We start from the raw sequence: 20659 nt of genomic DNA on the forward strand, positions 1-20659 counted from the left end.
AAACGGGGCTTGTGATGTCCGTAAAAATAAAGCGTTCCGTCTATGCCGACATGTTCGGCCCGACCACCGGCGACAAGGTGCGGCTGGCCGACACCGACCTCATCATCGAGGTTGAGAAGGATTTCACTACCTATGGCGAGGAGGTGAAGTTCGGCGGCGGCAAGGTGATCCGCGACGGCATGGGGCAGTCGCAGGTCACCAACAAGCAGGGCGCGGCCGACACCGTCATCACCAATGCGCTGATCGTCGATCACTGGGGCATCGTGAAAGCCGACGTCGCGATCAAGGACGGGATGATCGCAGGCATCGGCAAGGCCGGCAATCCCGACATCCAGCCCGGCGTCACCATCGTCATCGGGCCCGGCACCGACGTGATCGCAGGCGAAGGAAAAATCCTCACCGCAGGCGGCTTCGACAGCCACATCCATTTCATCTGCCCGCAGCAGATCGAGCACGCGCTGATGGCAGGCGTCACCTCGATGCTGGGCGGCGGCACCGGTCCCTCGCACGGAACGTTCGCCACAACCTGTACGCCGGGGCCGTGGCACATGGGACGGATGATCCAGTCGTTCGACGCTTTCCCGGTCAATCTCGGCATCTCCGGCAAGGGCAACGCCTCGCGGCCCGCCGCGCTCGTCGAGATGATCAAGGGCGGTGCCTGCGCGCTGAAGCTGCACGAGGACTGGGGAACGACGCCGGCTGCGATCGACAATTGCCTGTCGGTCGCCGACGATTACGACGTTCAGGTCATGCTGCATTCCGACACGCTGAACGAATCCGGCTTCGTCGAGGACACCATCAAGGCGTTCAAGGGCCGCACCATCCATGCCTTCCATACCGAAGGCGCCGGCGGCGGTCATGCGCCTGACATCATCAAGGTCGCGGGCCTGAAGAACGTGCTGCCGTCCTCGACCAACCCGACGCGGCCGTTCACGCGCAACACCATCGACGAGCATCTGGACATGCTGATGGTGTGTCACCACCTCGATCCCTCGATCGCGGAAGATCTGGCGTTTGCAGAAAGCCGCATCCGCAAGGAGACGATCGCGGCCGAAGACATCCTGCACGATCTCGGCGCGCTCTCGATGATGTCCTCGGACTCCCAAGCCATGGGCCGGCTCGGCGAGGTCATCATCCGGACCTGGCAGACCGCCGACAAGATGAAGAAGCAGCGCGGGTCGCTGCCGCAGGACAAGGGCAAGGACAACGACAACTTTCGCGTGAAGCGCTATATCGCCAAATACACCATCAATCCGGCGATCGCGCATGGTGTGTCGAAGCTGATCGGCTCGGTGGAGAAGGGCAAGCTCGCCGATCTCGTGCTGTGGTCGCCGGCCTTTTTCGGCGTCAAGCCGGACTGCATCGTCAAGGGCGGCAGCATCGTCGCGGCCCCCATGGGCGATCCCAACGCCTCGATCCCGACGCCGCAGCCGGTGCACTACCAGCCGATGTTCGCCGCTTTCGGCAAGGCGCGCACGGCATCCTCCGTGGTGTTCACGTCGAAAGCCGCGATCACCGGCGGTCTCGCGCGAAAGCTCGGTATCGAGAAGAAGCTCTATGCGGTCCAGAACACCCGCAGCAAGATCTCGAAGAAGAGCATGATCCACAACGACGCCACGCCCAATATCGAGGTCGACCCGGAGACCTATGAGGTCCGCGCCGACGGCGAGCTGCTCACTTGCGCGCCCGCCGAGGTGCTGCCGATGGCGCAGCGATATTTCATGTACTGAAATAGCGCCTCAGCGCATGTCCCAGGAATATGGCTTGAGTGAGCGTCCGGGGACGGCTTTTTCCGGTTTTGCGTTCGGTCCCGCCTGGTCTAATGTCCCGCCCGGTATCTGACCTTTAGAAGAAAAGCCGGGAGGATTTCTCGTGATCTACGTCGTCGCCACCTTGACCATCAAGCCCGAAACGCGCGCCGAATTCATTGCGGCCGCCACCGCCTGCATCAAGGAGACCCGGAAGGAGCCCGGCAATATCGCCTATGATCTGCACGAGAGCGTGACCGATCCCAGCAAAATGGTGTTCGTCGAGCAGTGGGAGAATGCCGAGGCGCTGGTGCCGCACCGTGGCATGGCGCACATGAAGACGTTCGGCCGCGTCGCGGTGAAATGCTTCACGGCACCGCCGAAGATCGAGGTAATCACGCCCGAGAAGGTCGAAGTACGGTAACAGGATAAAGCGAATGATCCGGGCGACGCAGGTTAAGGGACAGCACCGCTTCACGGAGACTCCGGCGGATACGGTCGTGCTCGATTTCGACGATCGGCACCGCCGCCGCATGGCGATGACGGGCACGCGGGGGCTCGAATTCCTGCTCGACCTGGAAAACGCCGTCGCGCTACGCGGCGGCGACGCGCTGGTGCTGGAGGACGGCCGGCTGGTGGAGGTGGTCGCGGCGCCCGAGCCGCTGCTCGAGATCCGCGGTCGCGATCCGCACCATCTCATTCGCGTCGGCTGGCATCTCGGCAACCGCCATTTGCCGACGCAGATCATGGCCAAGAGCCTGCGCATCCGCCGCGACCACGTCATCGAGGCCATGGTGAAGGGCCTCGGCGCGCGCGTGATTGAGATCGAGGCGCCGTTCGATCCCGAAGGCGGCGCTTACGCAGATGCCGGCCATGCGCATGGCCACGATGATCATGCGCATCATGATCACGGGCATCATCATGATCATGGCCACGATCATCATGATCATCACGGTCGCGATCATCACCATCACGATCATGCCGCGCATGACCATGGGCACGATCACCACCATCACCACGACGAGCATTGCAACCACCCCGACCATCACCACGGCCACAAGCATGCTCATGACCACAAATGAGTCGGTCGGCGCCGGTGACCTCGCCGCAGGCGAGGCGGCGGCGCTGTACCGGCTGATGACCTGGTTGTCGCCGGCGTTTCCGGTCGGCGGCTTCTCCTATTCCAGCGGTATCGAGTGGGCGGTCGAGGCCGGCGACATCACCGACATCGCGACGCTCGCCGATTGGCTCGATGCGATGCTCGGCGACGGCTCCGGCTTTTGCGATGCGACCTTTCTGGTGCACGCCTATCGCGCCGCTGAAGCGGGTGACGACGTCACCTTGAGCGATATCGCCGAGCTTGCCGCGGCCTTCGTGCCGTCGCGCGAGCGGCAGCTGGAGACGACCTCGCAGGGCCGCGCCTTTATCGACATCTCCCGAGCAGCGTGGGATGCGGAAGGTCTGGATACCATGGTCGCTGCATGCCGCACGCCACTGGTCTATCCCGTCGCGGTCGGCGTGGTTGCCGCGACGCACGGCGTGCCGCTGGCGCCGACGTTGCACGCCTTCCTGCATGCGCTGGTCTCCAACTGGATCTCGGCGGCAAGCCGGCTCATTCCGCTCGGCCAGACCGATAGCCAGCGCGTGCTGGTGAGGCTGGAAGCCGCCGTCACTGCGACCGCCAATCGTGCGCTGCACGCGACATTGGATGATCTCGGCAGCGCAACCTTCCGCGCCGATCTCGCCAGCCTGCGGCACGAGACGCAATATACGCGGCTGTTTCGGTCGTGAACCTACCGCACCATATTCAGCCGTCGTCCTGGCGAAAGCCAGGACCCATAACCACAACGGCCCGTGGTGATGGACGGCTGCGGCTCCAGCCTGCCGCGGCAACGAACTTCGGTGGTAATGGGTCCTGGCTTTCGCCAGGACGACGATAGGAACGATCAATGTCGAAATCTCACGGTCCCTTGCGTGTCGGCATCGGCGGTCCGGTCGGGTCGGGCAAGACCGCGCTGATGGACCTGCTCTGCAAGACCATGCGCGAGCGCTACGACATCGCCGCAATCACCAACGACATCTACACCAAATGGGACGCGGAATTCCTGGTGCGCTCGGGCTCGCTGACGCCGGATCGCATCGCTGGCGTCGAGACCGGGGGCTGCCCGCACACCGCGATCCGCGAGGATGCCTCGATGAACCTGGCTGCGGTCGCGGATATGCGCGCGAAATTTCCCGGGCTCGACCTCGTGCTGATCGAATCCGGTGGCGACAATCTCGCTGCCACTTTTTCCCCGGAGCTTGCCGACCTGACCATCTACGTCATCGACGTGGCGGCCGGCGACAAGATCCCGTCCAAGGGCGGCCCCGGTATCACCCGCTCCGATCTCCTCGTCATCAACAAGATCGACCTGGCGCCCCATGTCGGCGCCTCCCTGGAAAAGATGGACACGGACGCCAGGCGCATGCGCGGCGAGCGTCCCTTCGTCATGACCAACCTGAAGAAAAGCGAGGGGCTCGACCGCATCATTGGCTTCATTGAGGCCAAAGGCGGCTTGAAACGGGCCGGCTGACGGACGCGACGACTTGGCGCAGGCGTTTTTCGCGGTTAACGCCGGGCAAAGCCGTCATCCGCGGAACAAATTTCGGACACGGCGATTAACTACCTCCGGTACCCCCGGGGCAACCCGTCCCGGCCGGACCATCGGCCGGGACGGATTAAGCTTTTCGGGCGACCCAAGTTGCGTACTGATGCCTCCTCCTCCATTATCTCCGCCATCGGGGTTCATCCTGTTTCGGCACATGGCCGTTCGAGCGGCGTTCATATGCTCCGTGTTTATTGCCGACCTCCTGCTTTCGCCTGAGTAGTCGCGTGGTCCGGCTGGGTTTCATCATCGGCTTCATCGCTCTGCTCGGAGCCTTGCTTTCCGGGCTTGCGGCTTATCGCGTCCACGACCAGGAGCTGGCGCTGGACCGGATTGCGCTGGCACGTGCGATCGACGTTCATGCGAGCCTGGTCCAGGATCGGCTCACCGAGCGCGAGCTGCTCGCGCGGGTCGCCTCCGGCCTGTTCCGCGCGCCGTCGGTGATGAAGCCGAACATGCTGGAGCCGCTGCGTTCGGCCATCTACGCCTTCAAGACCGATTTCGTGGTGGCCGGCTGGGTCGCCCGGTTGAAGCCGAACGAGCTCACGGCGGCGCAGGCCGCCATCGCCGGCGCGGGCTTCCCGAATCCGCGGATCCGCACCTATGACGACAAGCCGATCGACCCTGCCAATGTCACCCAGCCGATCGACGTCCTGATGGACCTCGAGCCGCGCAGCAATGAGACCAAGGCGCTGCCCGGCCGCAGCTACGACCAGGACCCGGTTCGCAGCGCCATGCTGACGCGTGCCCGGATCGAGAAGAGGTCGGTGGCCTCGGATCCGGTTCCGCTGTTGCGCAACAACGGGCCGGTCGGCGTCATCGTGGCTGCGCCCGTCATTCCCGAAGGGGCAACGGAGCCGGCGGGTTTCGTCACATTTTCATACGAGCTCGCCTCGCTGATGCTGACCAATGACGACATGTCGTTGTTCTCGGTCGCGCTCAGGGATCCGCGCAAGGAAGGCGGCGAGCTCACAGCCAACGACCAGGGCTTGGTCTCCGCGCGCATGACGCCAACAGACGGGCCGGCGCCGTCGGCGACGCGCACGGTGAGCTTCGGCGGCCGCGACTGGCAGCTCAGCTATTACGCCAAGACCAACTCGGCGCGGCGCGCCGAGCAGACCGCGATCATCGTGGCCGCGATCGGCTTTGCGATCACCGCGATGGTGTGCGGCCTGTTCGGCTATGTCGCCTACAACAATCTGCGGCTCAGCCGGGAAATCCAGGTGCGGATCGGCTTCGAGCGCCGGCTGACTGCGGTCATCGACGAGCTCAACCACCGGGTCAAGAACATCCTGGCGGTGATCCAGTCGATCGTGACGCGAACCTTGCGCCACGGCGCGGACATCGACGTCGCACGCGAACTGCTGATCGGCCGCATCCATGCCATGTCCAACGTGGTCTCGCTGCTCAGCGAGAGCCAGTGGCAGGGCGTCAAGCTGAAGGGCCTGTTCGAGGCGCGCGCCATTCCGCATGCCGACCGCATCGCGGTCACCGGTCCCGACATCGCGGTCAGCGCGCGCGCGGCGCAGAGCCTCTCGCTGCTGTTCTTCGAACTCGCCTCTCACTCCGACGAGGGCCTGTCGCTGGTCGGCAAGCATCCGCACATCACCGCCAACTGGACGGTGACGGGCGAGGAGGCCGACGAGGTCTTCCATTTCCGCTGGGAGGAGTTCAACACCAGCGAGGCGACACGCCGCCCCGATTCCGATTTCGGCTTGATCCTGCTCGACCGCGTCGCGCCCGAGGCGCTCGGGGGCACCGCCAAGCGCTATTTCACCGATGTCTCCTATGTCTACGAACTGACCGCGCCGATGGAAACGGTGGTCGACATGACCGAGCGCGATCGCACGGACAAGATCTCGGCACCGGTCCGCCCCGCGCGCAGCTAGCCCTTCGGCCGCAGCACCAGGTCGACCAGATTGCGCGCATAGGCCGGCGTGATCGGCGCGATGCCGAAGACGTAGCGGTAGAACAGGCCGCCGTAGATGGCGTCGTAGAGATCCTCGGCCGGTCCCTCGGCGAGGATGCTGCCATCCTTCTGGCCCGCGGCAATCATCTCCACCAGCGCGTCGCGGCGGAATTGCAGATAGCGGGCGTAGAACAGCTCGGCGGAGCCGGTCTTGGAAATGCACTCGGAGATGACGGCAAGCTGCACCTTGCCGAATTCGCCCTGGAGCGCCTCGGCATAGGCTGCGGCATGGCGGCGTGCGCGCGCCGCCGGGCTGCCGGAGCTCACCGGCGGCAGCGGCAGCATCTGCGCGGCATGGTGGAGAAAGGCGTCGATCAAAAGCGCCTCGCGGGACGGCCACCATTTGTAGATCGTCATCTTGGAGACGCTGGAGTGTCGGGCGACCGCGTCGATCGTGGTGGCGGCAAGGCCCGTGGCGGCCATCAGCGCATAGGCGCTTTCAAGGATGGCGTTGGTGGTCTCGATCGATCTTGGCCGGCCGCGCCGGGGCGCGCTGTCGGCCTCTTCACCCCCGCCTTTCGCCATCGCCACGCCGGTCTCCTCACGCAGAGCTACCCCGCATAGCGCAGCAGCCGCTTTCGGCCTAGCAGAATCGCACGATTATGTTGCCGGAGCGACCTAGCGCGAGGCCTGCTGCCGCAGGGCGGCAGGCAGGTCCTGCCGTTTCGACCAGGTGATGTAATAGGCGACGGCGGTCATCGCAGCGAAGCCGATGATGCTCACCGCGATCTGCATGACCACGAGGTTCGGCCCGGTGATCAGGATGAGGTGGCCGGCGAAGGACAGGAACACGCCAACGCAGAACACGGCGAGCCATTCCTCGCCGCATCTGATGACCGCCTGAAGCGGCTTCAATTGCAGCCCGGGATGATCGGCCGGGATGAGATGGGTCGCGACGAAGGCGAGCGCGAGGAAGTGAACCACGCGATAGGGCGCGAGGTTCTCCTTGTCGGTCGGCGCGATGTCGTTGAGGAGAAGGTCGGGCAGGTAGGCGGACAGCGCCGGCGAATGGCGCATCAGGGTGACGGCCATCGCGAACACGAGATAGGCGCCCGCGAGGATTCGCAGCCAGGGCAGGTCGCGCAGTGCCCGCCCCGATGCGCCTGTCACGGCAAACCATCCGCCCAGCACCATCAGCATCTGCCAGCACAGCGGATTGAAGGTCCACTCCTGATCCGGATAGACCCGAAAATTCCAGTCGAACCAGCGAGCGGCGAGATACAGCGCGACCGATGCCGCCAGCGTCACATTCGGCCTCCGCAACAGGCCCCACAGCGCAAATGGAAAGAATGCCATCAGCGGGATCATCAGCTGCAGGAGGTCGAGGTTCAGCGGCTCTTCCTGGAGCACGAGACCGCGGACCAGGATGCGCAGCGGATGCTCGAGAATGCCCGAGATGTTGTATTCGTGGATGATTTCCGGCGCCATCGACTGCGAGGCGACATAGGCGATGGTGTCGATATAGATCACGAACAGCACGACATAGGCGGCGTAGAGCCGCCAGACGCGGCGAAAGATGCGCGTCGCCGCGACGACGTAACCGCGCTCCAGCGCCATCCGGCCGTGGATGATCGCGACGCCATAGCCCACCACGAATACGAACAGGTCGGCCGCGCCGCTGAAGCCGAAGTTGCGCAGCGTCAGCAGGTTGACGACGTTATTCGGGATGTGGTCGACGAAAATCGACCAATTGGCGATGCCGAGCGTCAAATACAGCCTGGCGTCGTGATGAAATGCGGCGAGGTTCGCCTTGACGGACGGTTTCATTGAGTAAAATAGCTTTGGGAATCAGGGTGATGCTTTTACCGGCAACCGCCTGCCTATCCGAGTAGCGTTTGCGTGAGCGGGACCGATTTGTCACCGGCAGGCGCAAAATTGCGTACGGCGCGCCGGGGCGTTCGTGTGCCGCCGTTAACGTCGCCCGTGACGCAATTTCCGGAAAGACGGGATTTGCCATCGGCACGCTCGATCCACGCTCGAAGTCTGCGCTGCGGCGTCTGCCGCGGTCGGTGCTGCATGATTCTGCTCATGGCTGCAGCACTTCTCCAGCTTAGAAATGGAAAATCTCCAGTCTGGAGGCGTTCTATCACTCAGGGTTGAACCGCTGCGGTACCCGTTCTCCCGGCTGCGAGCATGCACAGCCGAGGGAATTGGGGAAGTTGCAGTGGGCGTTTTGGAAGTGGGGCGCTGTCGGCTCGCTTGGGCCGTCAGCTCGGTTGTTTTGATCATGGCTGCAGGAGGGGCGGCGGCACAATCATCGACGGCGGGTGCGTCCGCCGGGGCGGGCACCGAGCTCAGTCCGGTCATCGTCGAGGGCCGAGCGGCTCCGAAGCGTGCCAGTGCATCATCCTCGCGCAGCCGCAGTGCGGCCCGCGCGCGAGCGGTCTCGCGCGCGAATGCGCCCGCCAGCGCGGCGGCGGCCGCTGCAGCCGGGGCTGGAGCCGGTGCGGGTCGCAAGGAAACGGCTTTCGGCCATGTCGATGGCATGGTGGCCACTCGCAGCGGCACCGGCACCAAGACCGACGCAGCGCTGATCGAGACCCCTGTCGCGATCTCCGTCGTGACGCAGGACCAGATCCAGGCGCAGGGCGCGCAGAGTGTCTCGCAGGCGGTGCGATATACCTCGGGCGTGCGGGCCGAGGCGCAGGGAGCCGATGCGCGCTTCGACCAGATCTACATTCGCGGCTTTCTGGCCGACCAGTATCTCGACTCGCTCCGGCTGGTGAATGCGAGCATCTTTGCCTATCCGATCGTCGAGCCGTTCAATCTCGAGCGCGTCGAGATCCTGCATGGGCCGGCCTCGGTGCTGTACGGCCAGGCTTCACCCGGCGGCGTGGTCGATCTCGTCTCCAAGCGGCCGACGCTGGAGCCCTATCACGAGATGTTCGTCTCGACCGGTAGCTATGGCCGCGCCCAGGCGGGCGTCGATCTGTCCGGGCCGATCGACAAGAACAAGGAGTTTCTCTACCGCTTTACGGCGTCGGGCTTCGATGTCGGCAGCCAGGTCGATCACACCAGCTATCAGCGCGTCTCGATCGCGCCCTCGCTGACATGGCGGCCGGACAACCAGACCACGTTCACGGTCCTCGGCACCTATCAGCGCGATCCCAAGGCCGGCTTCTTCAACCTCTTGCCGGCCAACGGCACGGTCTTTCCCGCCGCCGGCGGCGCGAAGATTCCGACCAGCTTCTATTCGGGCGAACCCGGCGTCGACAAGACCGATCGCACGGTGGGCTCCATCGGCTATCTGTTCGAGCACCGCTTCAACAACGTGGTCACGGTGCGGCAGAACCTGCGCTACATGGACAATTCCACCGATTTCGCGGTGGTCTCTCCAACGGTATTGACCAATCCGTTCAGTCTGCCGCGCGGCGTCTATTCGACCTATGAGACGCTGCGCTCCCTTGCGCTCGACAACCAGGGCGAATTCAAGTTCAAGGCCGGCCCGCTCGATCATACCGCGTTGCTCGGCGTCGACTATCGCAACTCCGTCGATACCGCGCTTGGGCGCAGCACGACTACGGGTGTGCCGGCGATCAATGCCTTCAATCCGGTGTACGGCCTGCCGCTCCCAACCCCGCCCGTCACCTCCTACAATCGTCAGAGGCTCGAGCAGGCCGGGTTCTATGGCCAGGACCAGATCAAATTCGGCGGTTTCGTCGCACTGCTCGGTCTGCGCTACGACCAGGCCGACCTCAACACCGACAATCTCCTGACCCGCACGACCGCGCCGAAGTCGGATGGTGCCCTGACCAAGCGTGCGGCGCTGCTCTACAAGTTCGACAATGGCGTCGCGCCCTATGTTCAGTATACCGAGTCCTTCCAGCCGAGGCTCGGCACCAACTTCTTCGGTCAAGCGTTCAAGCCGACGCGAGGCCAGCAGGAGGAGGTCGGCGTCAAGTACCAGCCCGATCCGAAGACGCTTCTGACCTTGGCGGTTTTCAACCTCGAACAGCAGAACGTGCTGACGCCCGATCCCGACCCAACCCATATCATCGGAGGCGTACGTTCCAACGTGCAGACCGGCAAGGTGCGCTCGCGTGGCGTCGAGCTGGAAGGCAAGAGCGAGATAAGCCGCAATCTCACGATGCTTGGCGCCTACACCTATACCGAGATCGTCAATACCGAGTCGAACACGACGAACCTCGGCAAGCGCGTTCCCGGCATACCGCTGCACGCCGCGTCGCTCTGGGCGGATTACACATTTCATGGCGGCGCGCTTGATGGCTTCGGCCTGTCGGGCGGGGTCCGCTATCTCGGCGCCGCGCCCGGCAACTCGCTCAATACATTCGACGTTCCCGCCACCACCCTGTTTGATCTCGGCGTGCACTACGACCTTGCGGCCCTTGGTCCACAATTCAAGGGCTTTCTCGCCAGCGCCAACGCGACCAACATTTTCGACAAGTCGTATGTGGAGGTCTGCCAGGACACCGGTTGCTACTACGGCCTGCGCCGCAACGTGATTGCGACGCTGCGCTACCGTTGGTAGAGGAGCGGGATGAGCGAGCAGGCAGCCTTCGACGATCGTGTGTATGAGCGGAAGCCCGTGCTGCGGCGCTGGCTGTTCGTGCATAAATGGGCGAGCCTGATCTGCACCCTGTTCCTGCTGCTGATCTGCATCACCGGCCTGCCGCTGGTGCTGCGCGACGAGATCGACGGTCTGCTCGACGACGCCTTGCCGTATGCGCAGGTGGCGGAGGGGACGCCTAATGTCAGTCTCGACCGCGTCGTCGAGGCCAGTCGGAAGCTGTATCCCGGCGAGACCGTCATCTCCGTGTTCGTCGACGATGACGAGCCCAAGATCATGGTGTTCATGGCGAGCTCCTGGGAGGCGTTCAAGGCCAACCGCAGGTCGCTGCACTCGATCCGGTTCGACGCCCACACCGGTGACGTGCTGAAACAAACGAAACCGTTCGGCGAGGACGGGCTCACCTTCATGCAGCTGATGCTGTCGCTGCACCGCGATCTGTTCGCGGGGCTCGCGGGCGAATTGTTCCTCGGCGCGATGGCGCTGCTGTTCATCGCGGCGATCGTCTCGGGAATTGCGATCTACGGGCCCTTCACGCGCAAACTCGACTTCGGCACCGTGCGTGGGGCCCGGTCGCGGCGGCTGAAATGGCTCGACCTGCACAATCTGCTCGGTGTCGTCACGCTCGGCTGGGCGCTGGTGGTCGGCGCGACCGGCGTCATCAACGAACTCTCGACGCCGCTGTTCGCGCTATGGCAGCAGACCGACGTGGGTGCGATGCTGGCGCCGCTGCAAGGCAAGCCGGTGCCGCACACCTCCGAACTGTCCTCGCCGCAGGCTGCATATGACACGGTGAGGGCGGCGTTTCCCGATATGATCACGACCAGTGTGGTGTATCCCGGCGCGCCGTTCGGTTCGCCCTTCCACTACGTGGTCTGGACCAAGGGCAAGGAGCCGCTGACCTCGCGCTTGTTCAGCCCCGTGCTGGTCGATGCGAGACGCGGCGTGCTGGCCTCCGCGGTCACCATGCCCTGGTACCTGCGCGCGCTGGAGCTTTCGCGTCCCCTGCATTTCGGCGATTACGGCGGGATGCCGCTGAAGATCATCTGGGTGCTGCTGGACCTCGTCACGATCGTCGTTCTCGGCAGTGGGCTCTATCTCTGGTTCGCGCGATCGCCCGTCACCAGGACGGAAGGCCGGCCGGCTGCCGCCGTGCCGCTGGCTTCGCCTGAAGGTGCCGAGTGACCAGCCGCCGTTCGCTCGTTCTGATCTGGCGCTGGCCGGTGCTGCTCGCCGGCTCGAGCCTGTTCGGCCTGTTGTCGGCACTGCTCGGCCAAACCGGACTTTGGCTACCGATGTCCTGGATCGCGCTGGCGACCCCGCTCGCCGTGGCTGCGATCTGCATCGGCCGTAGCCGGGGATGATTTCGGCTGGAGCACTGCCTGCTACTCCGCAGGTTCAGCCGATGCCTCGTCGGATACGCCGGCGCGGCTCGCCATGATGCCGAGGGCAACGCCGCCGATCGCCAGGATCGGCAACAGCCGCTTGACCCCGATGGCACGAACGATCTGGAGCCCCGTGGCGAGCAGCATGGGGTCGCTGAGCATGCTCGAGGCCGCCGACTTCGCGGCGCGCTCGGCCGCGACACGGGCGCGCTTCTGCACCGCGCGCTTGTAGCCCCAATAGGTGCCCGCAGCAGCGAGCGTCAGCAGGAAGAAGATGCCGGCGCCGGCGAGGCAGGCCTGCACCGGGCCATATGTCTCCAGGACGGCGATGAAGGCGGCGGCACAGAGGAAGCATGTCGTCACCAGCAGCGCGAATGCCGCGGCGGCGGCGAGCGAGGTCAGCCGCACGGTCGTGCCTGTCGATGCACTGATCCCGTCGATGATGCGTTGAAACATGGCCTTGCTCCTCACATGCCCGCAAGCCGAATCGCCACGACCCGGCACCGGCAGCGCCGTAGCGCCGCCGTCCCAAGACCTGTTCGCAACCTTACCGGCGCCAGGCGACTCCGATCAGGAAGCCGATGCCGAGCGCGAGCCCGACGGTCGCGAGCGGCCGCTGCGTGATCGCGTCTTCCAGCGTCTCCTCGATCGAGCCGTAGGCTTCCTGTGCCGCGCCCATCATCGCGCTGCCGCGCTCCGACACGTCGTCGATCGCAGAATCCATGTTCTCGCGCGCCTGGCGATAGCCGCGGCGGGCCTGCTTGCTGGTGGAGTTGGCAAAGGTGTTGAGCGCGTCGGTGATCTGGTCGGTGAGGGCGGCGATATCGCTTTTCACGGCTGCTACATCCTTCTCGAGGCGTTCCCTGGTGGCTTTGTCGGTCCAGTCTCTCATCCCGGCTTCGGCATTGGTCGTGGACATCAGGAGCTCCGAACTGTTGACGGCTGAGATAGCCGGAAAACGCTTCGTCGTCGGGTAAGTTCCGTTCGCGGAAACCGGTCAGTCCTGCGGAAGCTGCGGCGAATCCGGCGGCAACAGATGCTCCTTCAGGATCAGGGCGACGATCAGCAGCGGCGACGACAGGAACGCGCCCATCGGCCCCCACAGCCAGGTCCAGAACGCCAGCGCGAGCAGCACGGCGAGCGCATTCAGCGCCAGCCGTCGCCCGATGATGGTCGGCGTGACGAAGTGTCCCTCCAGGAAGGTGATGCCGCCGAAGGCGAGCGCCGCCATCAGGCCGCCGCCGATGGTCGGGAAGGCGACCAGACCCACCACGACCAATACCGCGAACATCGCGATCGGCCCGATGATCGGGATGAAGTTGAGGGTTGCCGCGAGCGCGCCGAGTCCGGCTGGATTGGGCATGCCGGTGAGCGCGCAGACGAGGCCGGTGGCGATGCCGACGCCGATATTGATGAGGGTGACGGTCAACAGGTAATTGCCGAGATGGACCTCGATCTCGTTCAGGATCCGAAGCGTGCGTAGCCGCGCGTCGCGATCGCGGAAGGTCATGATCATCGCCCGCCGCAGGTCGCGCCAGCTCGCGATGAACAAGATGAGGGTGACGAAGAACAGCAGGAATTCGGTGAAGGTCGGCGTCAGGAATTCCAGCGTCGGCTGCACCCATTCGAATTTCGGCATCTGGATGGTCGGGAGTCCCTCCGAACCGCCGACCAGGCTTTGCAGCTCCCGCCACAACGCCAATGGCCGGTCGAACACGTGCAGCTTGTCCTTCAACTGCGCGCCGAGCTCCGGCAGGCGCGAGCTCCATTCCATGACGGGGGAGGCGATCAGGGCGACGACAAAGGCGACCACGGCCGTCATGGCGACCACGATCAGGACGGCGCCCAGCGCGCGCGGCACCTTGCTTCGTTCCAGGAAGCTCGCCGCCGGCGACAGCATGGTGCCGGTGACGAAGGCCATCACCACGGGGAGGAAGAACGCCCTGCCGACATACAGCACGGAGACGACTGCGATCAGAAGGAGCCCCGCGAGCGCGAAGGCGACGAACTCGGTGCGTCGGATGACCGGCGGCAGCTCGACATGGCTGTCGGGAAGCGGGTCGCCTTCGCTGTTGCCGGAAATCAGACGGTCGCTCGGAAGGACGCGCACAACACCTCTCCCGCACGGAAGCCATCGGTCCGCGCGCCCATTGCTGACGGGAGAACGTGCGGGGCGCCGCACGAGTTCCATCGCGGCTTCGTGAATATGCGCTCGCTTGACTGTTACCTGCCCACCGCAGATCCGCGCGGAACTTGAGTCGGCCCGACTGCGTTCTAGGATTGCGCATCACCCAGATGCATGCATCCAACGGGGCAGCACATGACAAAGCTCTTTGCAGTCCATCGCCGGCCTTCGCCGCGCGCGCTCACCACGTTTGCGTTTGCGGCAGCTTTGCTGACCGTGCCCTTTGCGGCGCAGGCACAGACGTTCGGCTATGTGCCGATGCAGTCGCAGGGCCTTTCGCAGGACCAGGGCTATATCGGTCAGGAGCCGCAGGCCGCCGACGAGGATGCCCAGCTGCCCGATCGCCTGCGCAAGCAGATCGTCAGCTTCGACCGGAGCGAGCCGGCGGGGACCATCGTCATCGATACCAACAACACCTATCTCTACTACGTGCTCGGTAACGGCCGCGCCATCCGTTACGGCGTCGGCGTCGGCCGCGAAGGCTTCACCTGGTCTGGCGTGCAGAGCGTCAGCCGCAAGGCGGAGTGGCCGGACTGGCATCCGCCGGTCGAGATGATCACGCGCCAGCCCTATCTGCCGCGCTTCGTCGCCGGCGGCCCCGGCAATCCGCTCGGCGCGCGCGCGATGTATCTCGGCTCGAGCGAATACCGCATTCACGGCACCAACGATCCCACCACGATCGGCAAGTTCGTGTCGTCCGGCTGCATCCGCATGACCAACGAGGACGTCATCGACCTGTTCGGCCGCGTCAATGTCGGCGCCAGGGTCGTGGTGCTGCCGAAGAACGCACCGTTGATGGCGCGAGGCGGGGATGCCGTGCGCAAGCGTCCGGCCGTGACGGCGATGCCGTCGGGCCGGCAGGCGCTGAACATTCCGGCGTCGTCGGTGAACTAGGAGTTGAGTGAGGTCACATGAGGAAACGCTCGATCGGCAGGCTGGCGGGCGGTGCGGCGGCCGCGCTCACCGTCACCTTCCTTGGCCTCGCGTCGACGCCGTCGGCGCATGCGGAGGATTTCTTCTCGGCGCTGTTCGGCGCGTTCGGGGCGCGGCCTCCGCAGATCCGGACGCCGTTCCCGAACGATGACATGCCGCGCTACGACGTCCCACGCCAGCGGGCCGCTTATGGCGGCGGCACGGCCTATTGCGTGCGCGGCTGCGACGGCCGCTATTTCCCCGCGCAGGGAGCCGATGCCGAGAGCAAGGCACAGTCCTGCAAGAGCTTCTGCCCGGCCTCGGAAACCTCGCTGGTCTATGGCAGCAATATCGACGACGCCGCGACCGAGAACGGAAAATCCTATTCCGAGCTGCCGAACGCCTTCCGCTACCGCAACGAGATCGTCGCGGGCTGCACCTGCAACGGCAAGGATCCGGCCGGGCTCGCCCAGGTCAAGGTCGAGGACGATCCGACCTTGCGCAAGGGCGACATCGTCGCGGGTGCCGATGGCCTGGTGGTCGCCAGCCGCAACGCCAACGACCGCCGCGGCGTCGCGATGAATTTCTCGCCGCTGCCGGAATCGGTCCGCGCGAGATTCCGCCAGGTGCCGGTGGTGGCGAAGGAGTAGTCGGACACACTCTCCACGTCGTCCTGGCGAAAGCTAGGACCCATTACCCCGAATGTGAGTTTGGCGGCACACCGATCACCACTAGCCTGCCCATTGCGGAGGCCTGTGGTTATGGGTCCTGGCTTTCGCCAGGACGACATCGCGAGTGTGGTTGCCGCCTCTACTGCAACCCCCGCCTACGCAGCCCGGATCTTCCCCAGGAAATCACTCACCTGATGGCCGAGCTGGCGGCTCTGCGTCTCCAGCGTTTCCGAGGCCTGCTTGACGTTCTCGGCGGCGCCGGCAGCGGTGTCGGCGTCGGCCTTCACCCCGGTGATGTTGTCCGAGACGTTCTTGGTGCCCTGCGCCGCATATTGCGTGCTGCGCGTGATCTCCTGGGTCGCCGCGCCTTGCTCCTGCACGGCGGCGGCAATCGCGGTGGCGACTTCGTTGACCTCGCCGATGATGCCGCCGATCGCCTGGATCGCGTTGATGGCATCGCCAGCGACCTTCTGGATGTCGGCGATCTGCTCCGAAATCTCCTCGGTCGCCTTGGCAGTCTGGCTCGCCAATGACTTCACCTCGGAGGCCACGACCGCAAACCCGCGGCCCGCTTCGCCGGCGCGCGCGGCCTCGATGGTGGCGTTCAGGGCGAGCAGATTGGTCTGCGCCGCGATGGTGTTGATGAGGCCGACGACTTCGCCGATGCGCCCGGCGGATTGCGCCAGCCCCTGGACGGTGCTGTCGGTCTCGCGCGCCTGGTTGACGGCGCGGCTGGCAATGCCTGCGGCATGCGCGGCCTGCTGGCTGATGTCGTTGATCGAGGCGGAGAGCTCCTCGGCGGCCGCCGCGACGCTGTCGACGCTCATCGAGGCATCGTTCGAGGCCTTGCCGGCGATCTCGACGCGTTCATTGGTCTGGCGCGAGACGGCGGAGAGGTCGCCCGAGGTCTTGCGCATCTCGCCGGACGCCTCGCTCAGCTCGCCCAGCGATTTATGCACCACGCCTTCGAACTCGCCGACATAGGCCTCCATCGCGCGCTGGCGCGCGGCGGCGCCCGCGTTGCGCTCGCGTTCCTGTTCCTCGATCTTGAGCTTGTCGATCGCCTGCTGCTTGAAGGTCTCCAGCGCGCCGGCGAGCGAGCCGATCTCGTCCTTGCGATCGAGATAGCCGCTGTCGACGGTGAGGTCGCCGCCGGCGACCTTCAGCATCGCGTCGCGAATCCTGTGCAGCGGCGTGATCACGCGGCGGCTGACCGCCAGCATGGCGGCGCCGGTCAGGACGATGGCGGCGACGAGCAGGGCGGTATTGAAGATCAGCAATTGCACCGCGGCCGCGCGCTGGGCAGCGGAGTGGTCCTTGGCGGCCTGCAGGGCCGCGTCGGCGAGCCTCACTGCGGCCATCATGCGGGGGACCGAATAGGGGCTCCACTGGTTGGCGGTCATCGACGGCTTTTCGCCCTTGGCGATGGTCGTGATGACGCCGTCGCGCGTGGTGGCATATTGCGGGTCGAAATAGGTGGTCTTGGTCTCGGTGATTGCAGCCGCCAGCGCCGCCGGCAATTGCATGCCCGATGCGGCAAGCTCGATCGCGGTCCAGGCGGTATCGGTGCCGCCGACCAGCTTGGTGTAGGCGAGCTGCACCTCGGGAGCGATCTTGCCGGCATTGAGCGCGTTACCGACGATCTGCGAGGATTCGCCGGCGGTGTTGCGCAGCAGCCAGGCCATCTGCTTGATGGTCAGGAGCTGGTCGATGGTCGCATCCTGGTGGTTGACGCTCGCGGCGAGCGCGCCCGAGAGCTTTTCGAGCTGCGCCATCAGCGCGTCCTCAGTTGCCACATATTCCTTGGCGAGGCCCGCGCGGCGCTCGGCTTTCGGCTTGACGGCCTCGGTCCAGAACTCGGCCTGTGCTGCCAGCAGCGTCTTGTTGAGTGCGCCGACGTCGCCGAGGAACGTCTCGCGCTGGGCGATTTCGGTCGTGGGCAGGATCTCGAGCGTGCGGGACAGCGCCGGCATCAGGGCCTCGCGAATCTCGCGGATGTACTTCTCGATGTCCTTGTCCATCGCGACATCGGAGGTGAGCTGGCGGTTGCTGGTCGAACGATCGGCCCGGATGTTCGCCATCGCCTTGAACACTTCGGCCGACGCGGCAGAGACCGCCACGATCCGGTTGGCCTGCTGAAGCCGGCCCCATGAGCTCCATGCGCTGATCGAGAAGCCGATGACGACGACGAGTGCGGTGGACAGGATCACCGCCTTCAGCAGCGTGGATACGGTCAGGCGATTGAGCATCGGACACCCCGGGGTACGCGTTTCGAAGTTCGTGGCGCGAACGGCAGCCCCCACGAACTTCGAAAGACCAAAGGGATGCACGCGATAGGTGCGCCGGCCAGCGGCCGGCGCGTGAAGCGCATTTGGCCCGAAAAGGGTAAAAACTTAGACAGTGCTCCCGCCGTAAAATTACGGGCGCCCCCATCGTCGTCCTGGCGAAAGCCAGGACGACGATAGGGCATGCGCCTTAGCCCTACGCCGCGCGGATCTTGCCGAGGAAGTCGCTGACCTCGTGGCCGAGCTGGCGGCTCTGGGTCTCCAGCATCTCGGAGGCCTGCTTCACATTGTCGGCGGCCGCTGCTGCGGCGTCCGCATCGGCTTTGACGCCGGTGATGTTGTCCGAGACGTTCTTGGTGCCCTGCGCCGCGTATTGCGTGCTGCGGGTGATTTCCTGGGTCGCCGCACCCTGCTCCTGCACGGCGGCAGCGATTGCGGTGGCGACCTCGTTGACCTCGCCGATGATGCCGCCGATGGTCTGGATCGCGTTGATGGCGTCGCCCGCGACCTTCTGGATGTCGGCGATCTGCTCCGAGATCTCCTCGGTCGCCTTCGCCGTCTGGCTCGCCAGCGACTTCACCTCGGAAGCGACCACGGCAAAGCCGCGCCCGGCTTCGCCGGCGCGCGCGGCCTCGATCGTGGCGTTGAGCGCCAGCAAATTGGTCTGTGCCGCGATGGTGTTGATGAGGCCGACGACCTCGCCGATGCGTCCGGCGGACTTCGCCAGCCCCTGCACGGTGCCGTCGGTCTCGCGCGCCTGCGTGACGGCGCGGCCGGCGATGCCCGCGGCGTGCGCGGCCTGCTGGCTGATGTCGTTGATCGAGGCCGAGAGCTCCTCGGCGGCCGCAGCCACGCTGTCGACGCTCATGGAGGCGTCATTGGAGGCCTTGCCGGCGACCTGGACGCGGTCGTTGGTCTGGCGCGACACGGCGGACAGATCGCCCGAGGTCTTGCGCATCTCGCCGGAGGCTTCGCTCAATTCGCCCAGCGTCTTGCGCACGGCGCCCTCGAACTCGCCGACATAGGCCTCGACGGCGCGCTGGCGCGCGGCCGCGCCGACGTTGCGTTCGCGCTCATGCGCCTCGATCTTGAGCTTCTCGGTCGCCTGCTGCTTGAAGGTTTCCAGCGCGCCGGCGAGCGCGCCGATCTCATCCTTGCGATCGAGATAGCCGCTGTCGACGGCAAGGTCGCCGCCGGCGACCTTCAGCATGGCGTCGCGGATGGTGGTCAGGGGATGGATGACGCGGCGGCTGACCAGTATGACGGCGCCGACGGCGAGGCCGATGGCGAGCGCCAGCAACACGAGCTGCACGATCAGCGCGCGCAGCGCCGCACTGCGCTGGTCCAGCGTATGGCTCTTGGCGGCATCGAGTGCCGTCTCGGCGACGGCAACCGCGCTCGACAGACGGCCCACCGTGACCGGCGTCCATTGGTTCGCCGTCATCTCGGCCTTTTCGCCATTGGCAAGCGTGTTGGCGAGGCGATCGCGAAGGGCCAGATATTGCGGATCGAAATAGGCGGACTTGGCCGCAGCCATTGCGGACGACAATGCGGGCGGCAGCTGCATGCCCGACGTCGACAATTCCAGTGCCTTCCACATTGCGGCGGTTCCGCCGACATATTGGGTATAGGCGAGGCGGGCTTCCGGCGCGATGCGGCCGGTGTTGAGTCCGATGGAGATGATCAGCGACGCTTCGCCTGCGGTATTGCGCAGCAGCCAGGCGTTTTGCTTGATCGACAGCAGCTGGTCGATCGCGGCGTCCTGGTGATTGACGGTGGCAGCCAGGACGCTTGAGAGCTTGTCGAGCGTGTCGAGCAGGCCCTGCGTCGTCTCCATATATTCCTTCGGCAGGCCGGCGCGGCGCTGGTCCTTGGGCTTGGCGATGTCCTCCCAGAACTGCTTCTGCTGCTCACCGGCCGATTTGTGAAGGCGCGCGAGCTCGGGCACCAGCGTGCCCGATTGCGGGAAGTCCATCGCCGGCAGCAGCTCCAGTGCGTGCGCCATGGCAGGCATCTCGGCGTCCCGGATCGCGCGCAGATATTTCTCGATCTCGCCATCCATCGGCTCGGTCGAATTGAGCAGCCGGTTGGTCGTCGAGCGATCGGTGCGCAGATTGTGCATCGCCTTGAACAAGTCGGCCGAAGCGTCGGCGATCTGCGAGATGCGGTTGGCGGTCTTGAGGCGATCCCACGATTCGTAGGCGGTGAGCGAGAGTGCGATCACCACGCAGACCGACGTGATCGCGATTACCGCCTTCAGCAGTGCGGATACGGTCAGACGATTCAGCATCGAGGTCCCCCAAATTCCCATTTCAAAGTTCGTGACGACGC

Annotated in this window: 18 protein-coding genes; 11 read left to right on the forward strand and 7 right to left on the reverse strand. The window is 65.2% G+C overall.

What is annotated here, in order from left to right; genetic code table 11:
• Positions 1–14: 14 nt before the first annotated feature.
• From ureC to RAD15_RS08145, 6 genes are all read left to right on the forward strand, one after another.
• Complete coding sequence (ureC, locus tag RAD15_RS08120; RefSeq protein ID WP_458176185.1) at positions 15–1730, forward strand: urease subunit alpha; 1716 nt, start codon at positions 15–17, stop codon at positions 1728–1730.
• Positions 1731–1872: 142 nt separating this feature from the next.
• A complete protein-coding gene (locus RAD15_RS08125; RefSeq protein WP_458176187.1) occupies positions 1873–2172 on the forward strand; it encodes a putative quinol monooxygenase in 300 nt (99 codons plus the stop codon).
• A gap of 13 nt (positions 2173–2185) precedes the next feature.
• The gene (locus RAD15_RS08130) at positions 2186–2830 is read left to right on the forward strand and encodes an urease accessory protein UreE (RefSeq protein WP_458176189.1); all 645 of its coding nucleotides are present in this window, start codon (positions 2186–2188) and stop codon (positions 2828–2830) included.
• Complete coding sequence (locus tag RAD15_RS08135) at positions 2811–3539, forward strand: urease accessory protein UreF (protein WP_458176752.1); 729 nt, start codon at positions 2811–2813, stop codon at positions 3537–3539. The genes RAD15_RS08130 and RAD15_RS08135 overlap by 20 nt, the downstream gene beginning before the upstream one ends.
• A gap of 158 nt (positions 3540–3697) precedes the next feature.
• Complete coding sequence (gene ureG / locus RAD15_RS08140) at positions 3698–4321, forward strand: urease accessory protein UreG (protein WP_458176191.1); 624 nt, start codon at positions 3698–3700, stop codon at positions 4319–4321.
• A 299-nt stretch (positions 4322–4620) separates the two neighbouring features.
• Entirely contained in the window at positions 4621–6282 is a 1662-nt protein-coding gene (locus tag RAD15_RS08145) for a CHASE domain-containing protein (RefSeq protein WP_458176193.1), read from the forward strand.
• On the opposite strand, the gene RAD15_RS08150 is transcribed toward RAD15_RS08145, so the two are convergent.
• Both RAD15_RS08150 and RAD15_RS08155 read right to left on the reverse strand, forming a co-directional pair.
• A complete protein-coding gene (locus tag RAD15_RS08150) occupies positions 6279–6887 on the reverse strand; it encodes a TetR/AcrR family transcriptional regulator (RefSeq protein ID WP_458176754.1) in 609 nt (202 codons plus the stop codon). The genes RAD15_RS08145 and RAD15_RS08150 overlap by 4 nt on opposite strands.
• 93 nt (positions 6888–6980) lie before the next feature.
• A complete protein-coding gene (locus tag RAD15_RS08155; RefSeq protein WP_458176195.1) occupies positions 6981–8129 on the reverse strand; it encodes an OpgC domain-containing protein in 1149 nt (382 codons plus the stop codon).
• 460 nt (positions 8130–8589) lie between these two features.
• Here RAD15_RS08155 and RAD15_RS08160 point away from each other — a divergent pair, with 460 nt between their 5' ends.
• Genes RAD15_RS08160 through RAD15_RS08170 form a run of 3 tightly spaced genes read left to right on the forward strand, consistent with a single transcriptional unit; the run spans position 8590 to position 12254 of the window.
• Positions 8590–10851 carry a TonB-dependent siderophore receptor gene (locus RAD15_RS08160; RefSeq protein WP_458176197.1) on the forward strand — a complete coding sequence of 754 codons (2262 nt, stop codon included), beginning with the start codon at positions 8590–8592 and terminating at the stop codon, positions 10849–10851.
• Between the two features lie 9 nt (positions 10852–10860).
• On the forward strand, positions 10861–12075 hold the full coding sequence (locus RAD15_RS08165; protein WP_458176199.1) for a PepSY-associated TM helix domain-containing protein: 1215 nt from the start codon (positions 10861–10863) through the stop codon (positions 12073–12075).
• A complete protein-coding gene (locus RAD15_RS08170; protein ID WP_458176201.1) occupies positions 12072–12254 on the forward strand; it encodes a hypothetical protein in 183 nt (60 codons plus the stop codon). Before RAD15_RS08165 ends, RAD15_RS08170 begins: the two co-directional genes overlap by 4 nt.
• A gap of 21 nt (positions 12255–12275) precedes the next feature.
• Here the strand turns inward: RAD15_RS08170 and RAD15_RS08175 are convergent, their stop codons facing one another.
• The 3 genes from RAD15_RS08175 to RAD15_RS08185 all read right to left on the reverse strand — a co-directional run bounded on the left by RAD15_RS08175 (position 12276) and on the right by RAD15_RS08185 (position 14385).
• Positions 12276–12731, reverse strand: coding sequence for a hypothetical protein (locus tag RAD15_RS08175; protein WP_458176203.1), 456 nt, complete (start codon positions 12729–12731; stop codon positions 12276–12278).
• A 91-nt stretch (positions 12732–12822) separates the two neighbouring features.
• Positions 12823–13194, reverse strand: a complete 372-nt coding sequence (locus tag RAD15_RS08180; RefSeq protein WP_458176205.1) for a DUF883 family protein — start codon at positions 13192–13194, stop codon at positions 12823–12825.
• A 78-nt stretch (positions 13195–13272) separates the two neighbouring features.
• Positions 13273–14385: an AI-2E family transporter gene (locus tag RAD15_RS08185; protein ID WP_458176207.1), complete on the reverse strand. Its 1113-nt coding sequence runs from the start codon at positions 14383–14385 to the stop codon at positions 13273–13275.
• Between the two features lie 210 nt (positions 14386–14595).
• Between RAD15_RS08185 and RAD15_RS08190 the strand changes: the two genes are divergently transcribed.
• The gene (locus tag RAD15_RS08190; RefSeq protein ID WP_458176209.1) at positions 14596–15354 is read left to right on the forward strand and encodes a L,D-transpeptidase; all 759 of its coding nucleotides are present in this window, start codon (positions 14596–14598) and stop codon (positions 15352–15354) included.
• Between the two features lie 17 nt (positions 15355–15371).
• A complete protein-coding gene (locus RAD15_RS08195; RefSeq protein ID WP_458176211.1) occupies positions 15372–16022 on the forward strand; it encodes a DUF2865 domain-containing protein in 651 nt (216 codons plus the stop codon).
• Positions 16023–16198: 176 nt separating this feature from the next.
• Here RAD15_RS08195 and RAD15_RS08200 read toward each other — a convergent pair whose 3' ends face one another.
• Positions 16199–18292, reverse strand: coding sequence for a methyl-accepting chemotaxis protein (locus RAD15_RS08200; RefSeq protein WP_458176213.1), 2094 nt, complete (start codon positions 18290–18292; stop codon positions 16199–16201).
• 232 nt (positions 18293–18524) lie between these two features.
• Positions 18525–20618, reverse strand: coding sequence for a methyl-accepting chemotaxis protein (locus tag RAD15_RS08205; protein WP_458176215.1), 2094 nt, complete (start codon positions 20616–20618; stop codon positions 18525–18527).
• Between the last annotated feature and the right edge of the window lie 41 nt (positions 20619–20659).

The sequence above is a fragment of the Bradyrhizobium sp. 14AA genome (assembly GCF_054185205.1).

Excerpts from the sequence above, each read along its gene's own strand:
- RAD15_RS08150 (WP_458176754.1), bottom strand. The coding sequence starts at position 6,887 with ATGGCGAAAGGCGGGGGTGAAGAGGCCGACAGCGCGCCCCGGCGCGGC.
- RAD15_RS08160 (WP_458176197.1), top strand. The coding sequence starts at position 8,590 with ATGGCTGCAGGAGGGGCGGCGGCACAATCATCGACGGCGGGTGCGTCC.
- RAD15_RS08190 (WP_458176209.1), top strand. The coding sequence starts at position 14,596 with ATGACAAAGCTCTTTGCAGTCCATCGCCGGCCTTCGCCGCGCGCGCTC.
- RAD15_RS08175 (WP_458176203.1), bottom strand. The coding sequence starts at position 12,731 with ATGTTTCAACGCATCATCGACGGGATCAGTGCATCGACAGGCACGACC.
- RAD15_RS08135 (WP_458176752.1), top strand. The coding sequence starts at position 2,811 with ATGCTCATGACCACAAATGAGTCGGTCGGCGCCGGTGACCTCGCCGCA.
- RAD15_RS08205 (WP_458176215.1), bottom strand. The coding sequence starts at position 20,618 with ATGCTGAATCGTCTGACCGTATCCGCACTGCTGAAGGCGGTAATCGCG.
- RAD15_RS08195 (WP_458176211.1), top strand. The coding sequence starts at position 15,372 with ATGAGGAAACGCTCGATCGGCAGGCTGGCGGGCGGTGCGGCGGCCGCG.
- ureG (WP_458176191.1), top strand. The coding sequence starts at position 3,698 with ATGTCGAAATCTCACGGTCCCTTGCGTGTCGGCATCGGCGGTCCGGTC.
- RAD15_RS08130 (WP_458176189.1), top strand. The coding sequence starts at position 2,186 with ATGATCCGGGCGACGCAGGTTAAGGGACAGCACCGCTTCACGGAGACT.
- RAD15_RS08180 (WP_458176205.1), bottom strand. The coding sequence starts at position 13,194 with ATGTCCACGACCAATGCCGAAGCCGGGATGAGAGACTGGACCGACAAA.
- RAD15_RS08200 (WP_458176213.1), bottom strand. The coding sequence starts at position 18,292 with ATGCTCAATCGCCTGACCGTATCCACGCTGCTGAAGGCGGTGATCCTG.
- RAD15_RS08165 (WP_458176199.1), top strand. The coding sequence starts at position 10,861 with ATGAGCGAGCAGGCAGCCTTCGACGATCGTGTGTATGAGCGGAAGCCC.
- ureC (WP_458176185.1), top strand. The coding sequence starts at position 15 with ATGTCCGTAAAAATAAAGCGTTCCGTCTATGCCGACATGTTCGGCCCG.
- RAD15_RS08155 (WP_458176195.1), bottom strand. The coding sequence starts at position 8,129 with ATGAAACCGTCCGTCAAGGCGAACCTCGCCGCATTTCATCACGACGCC.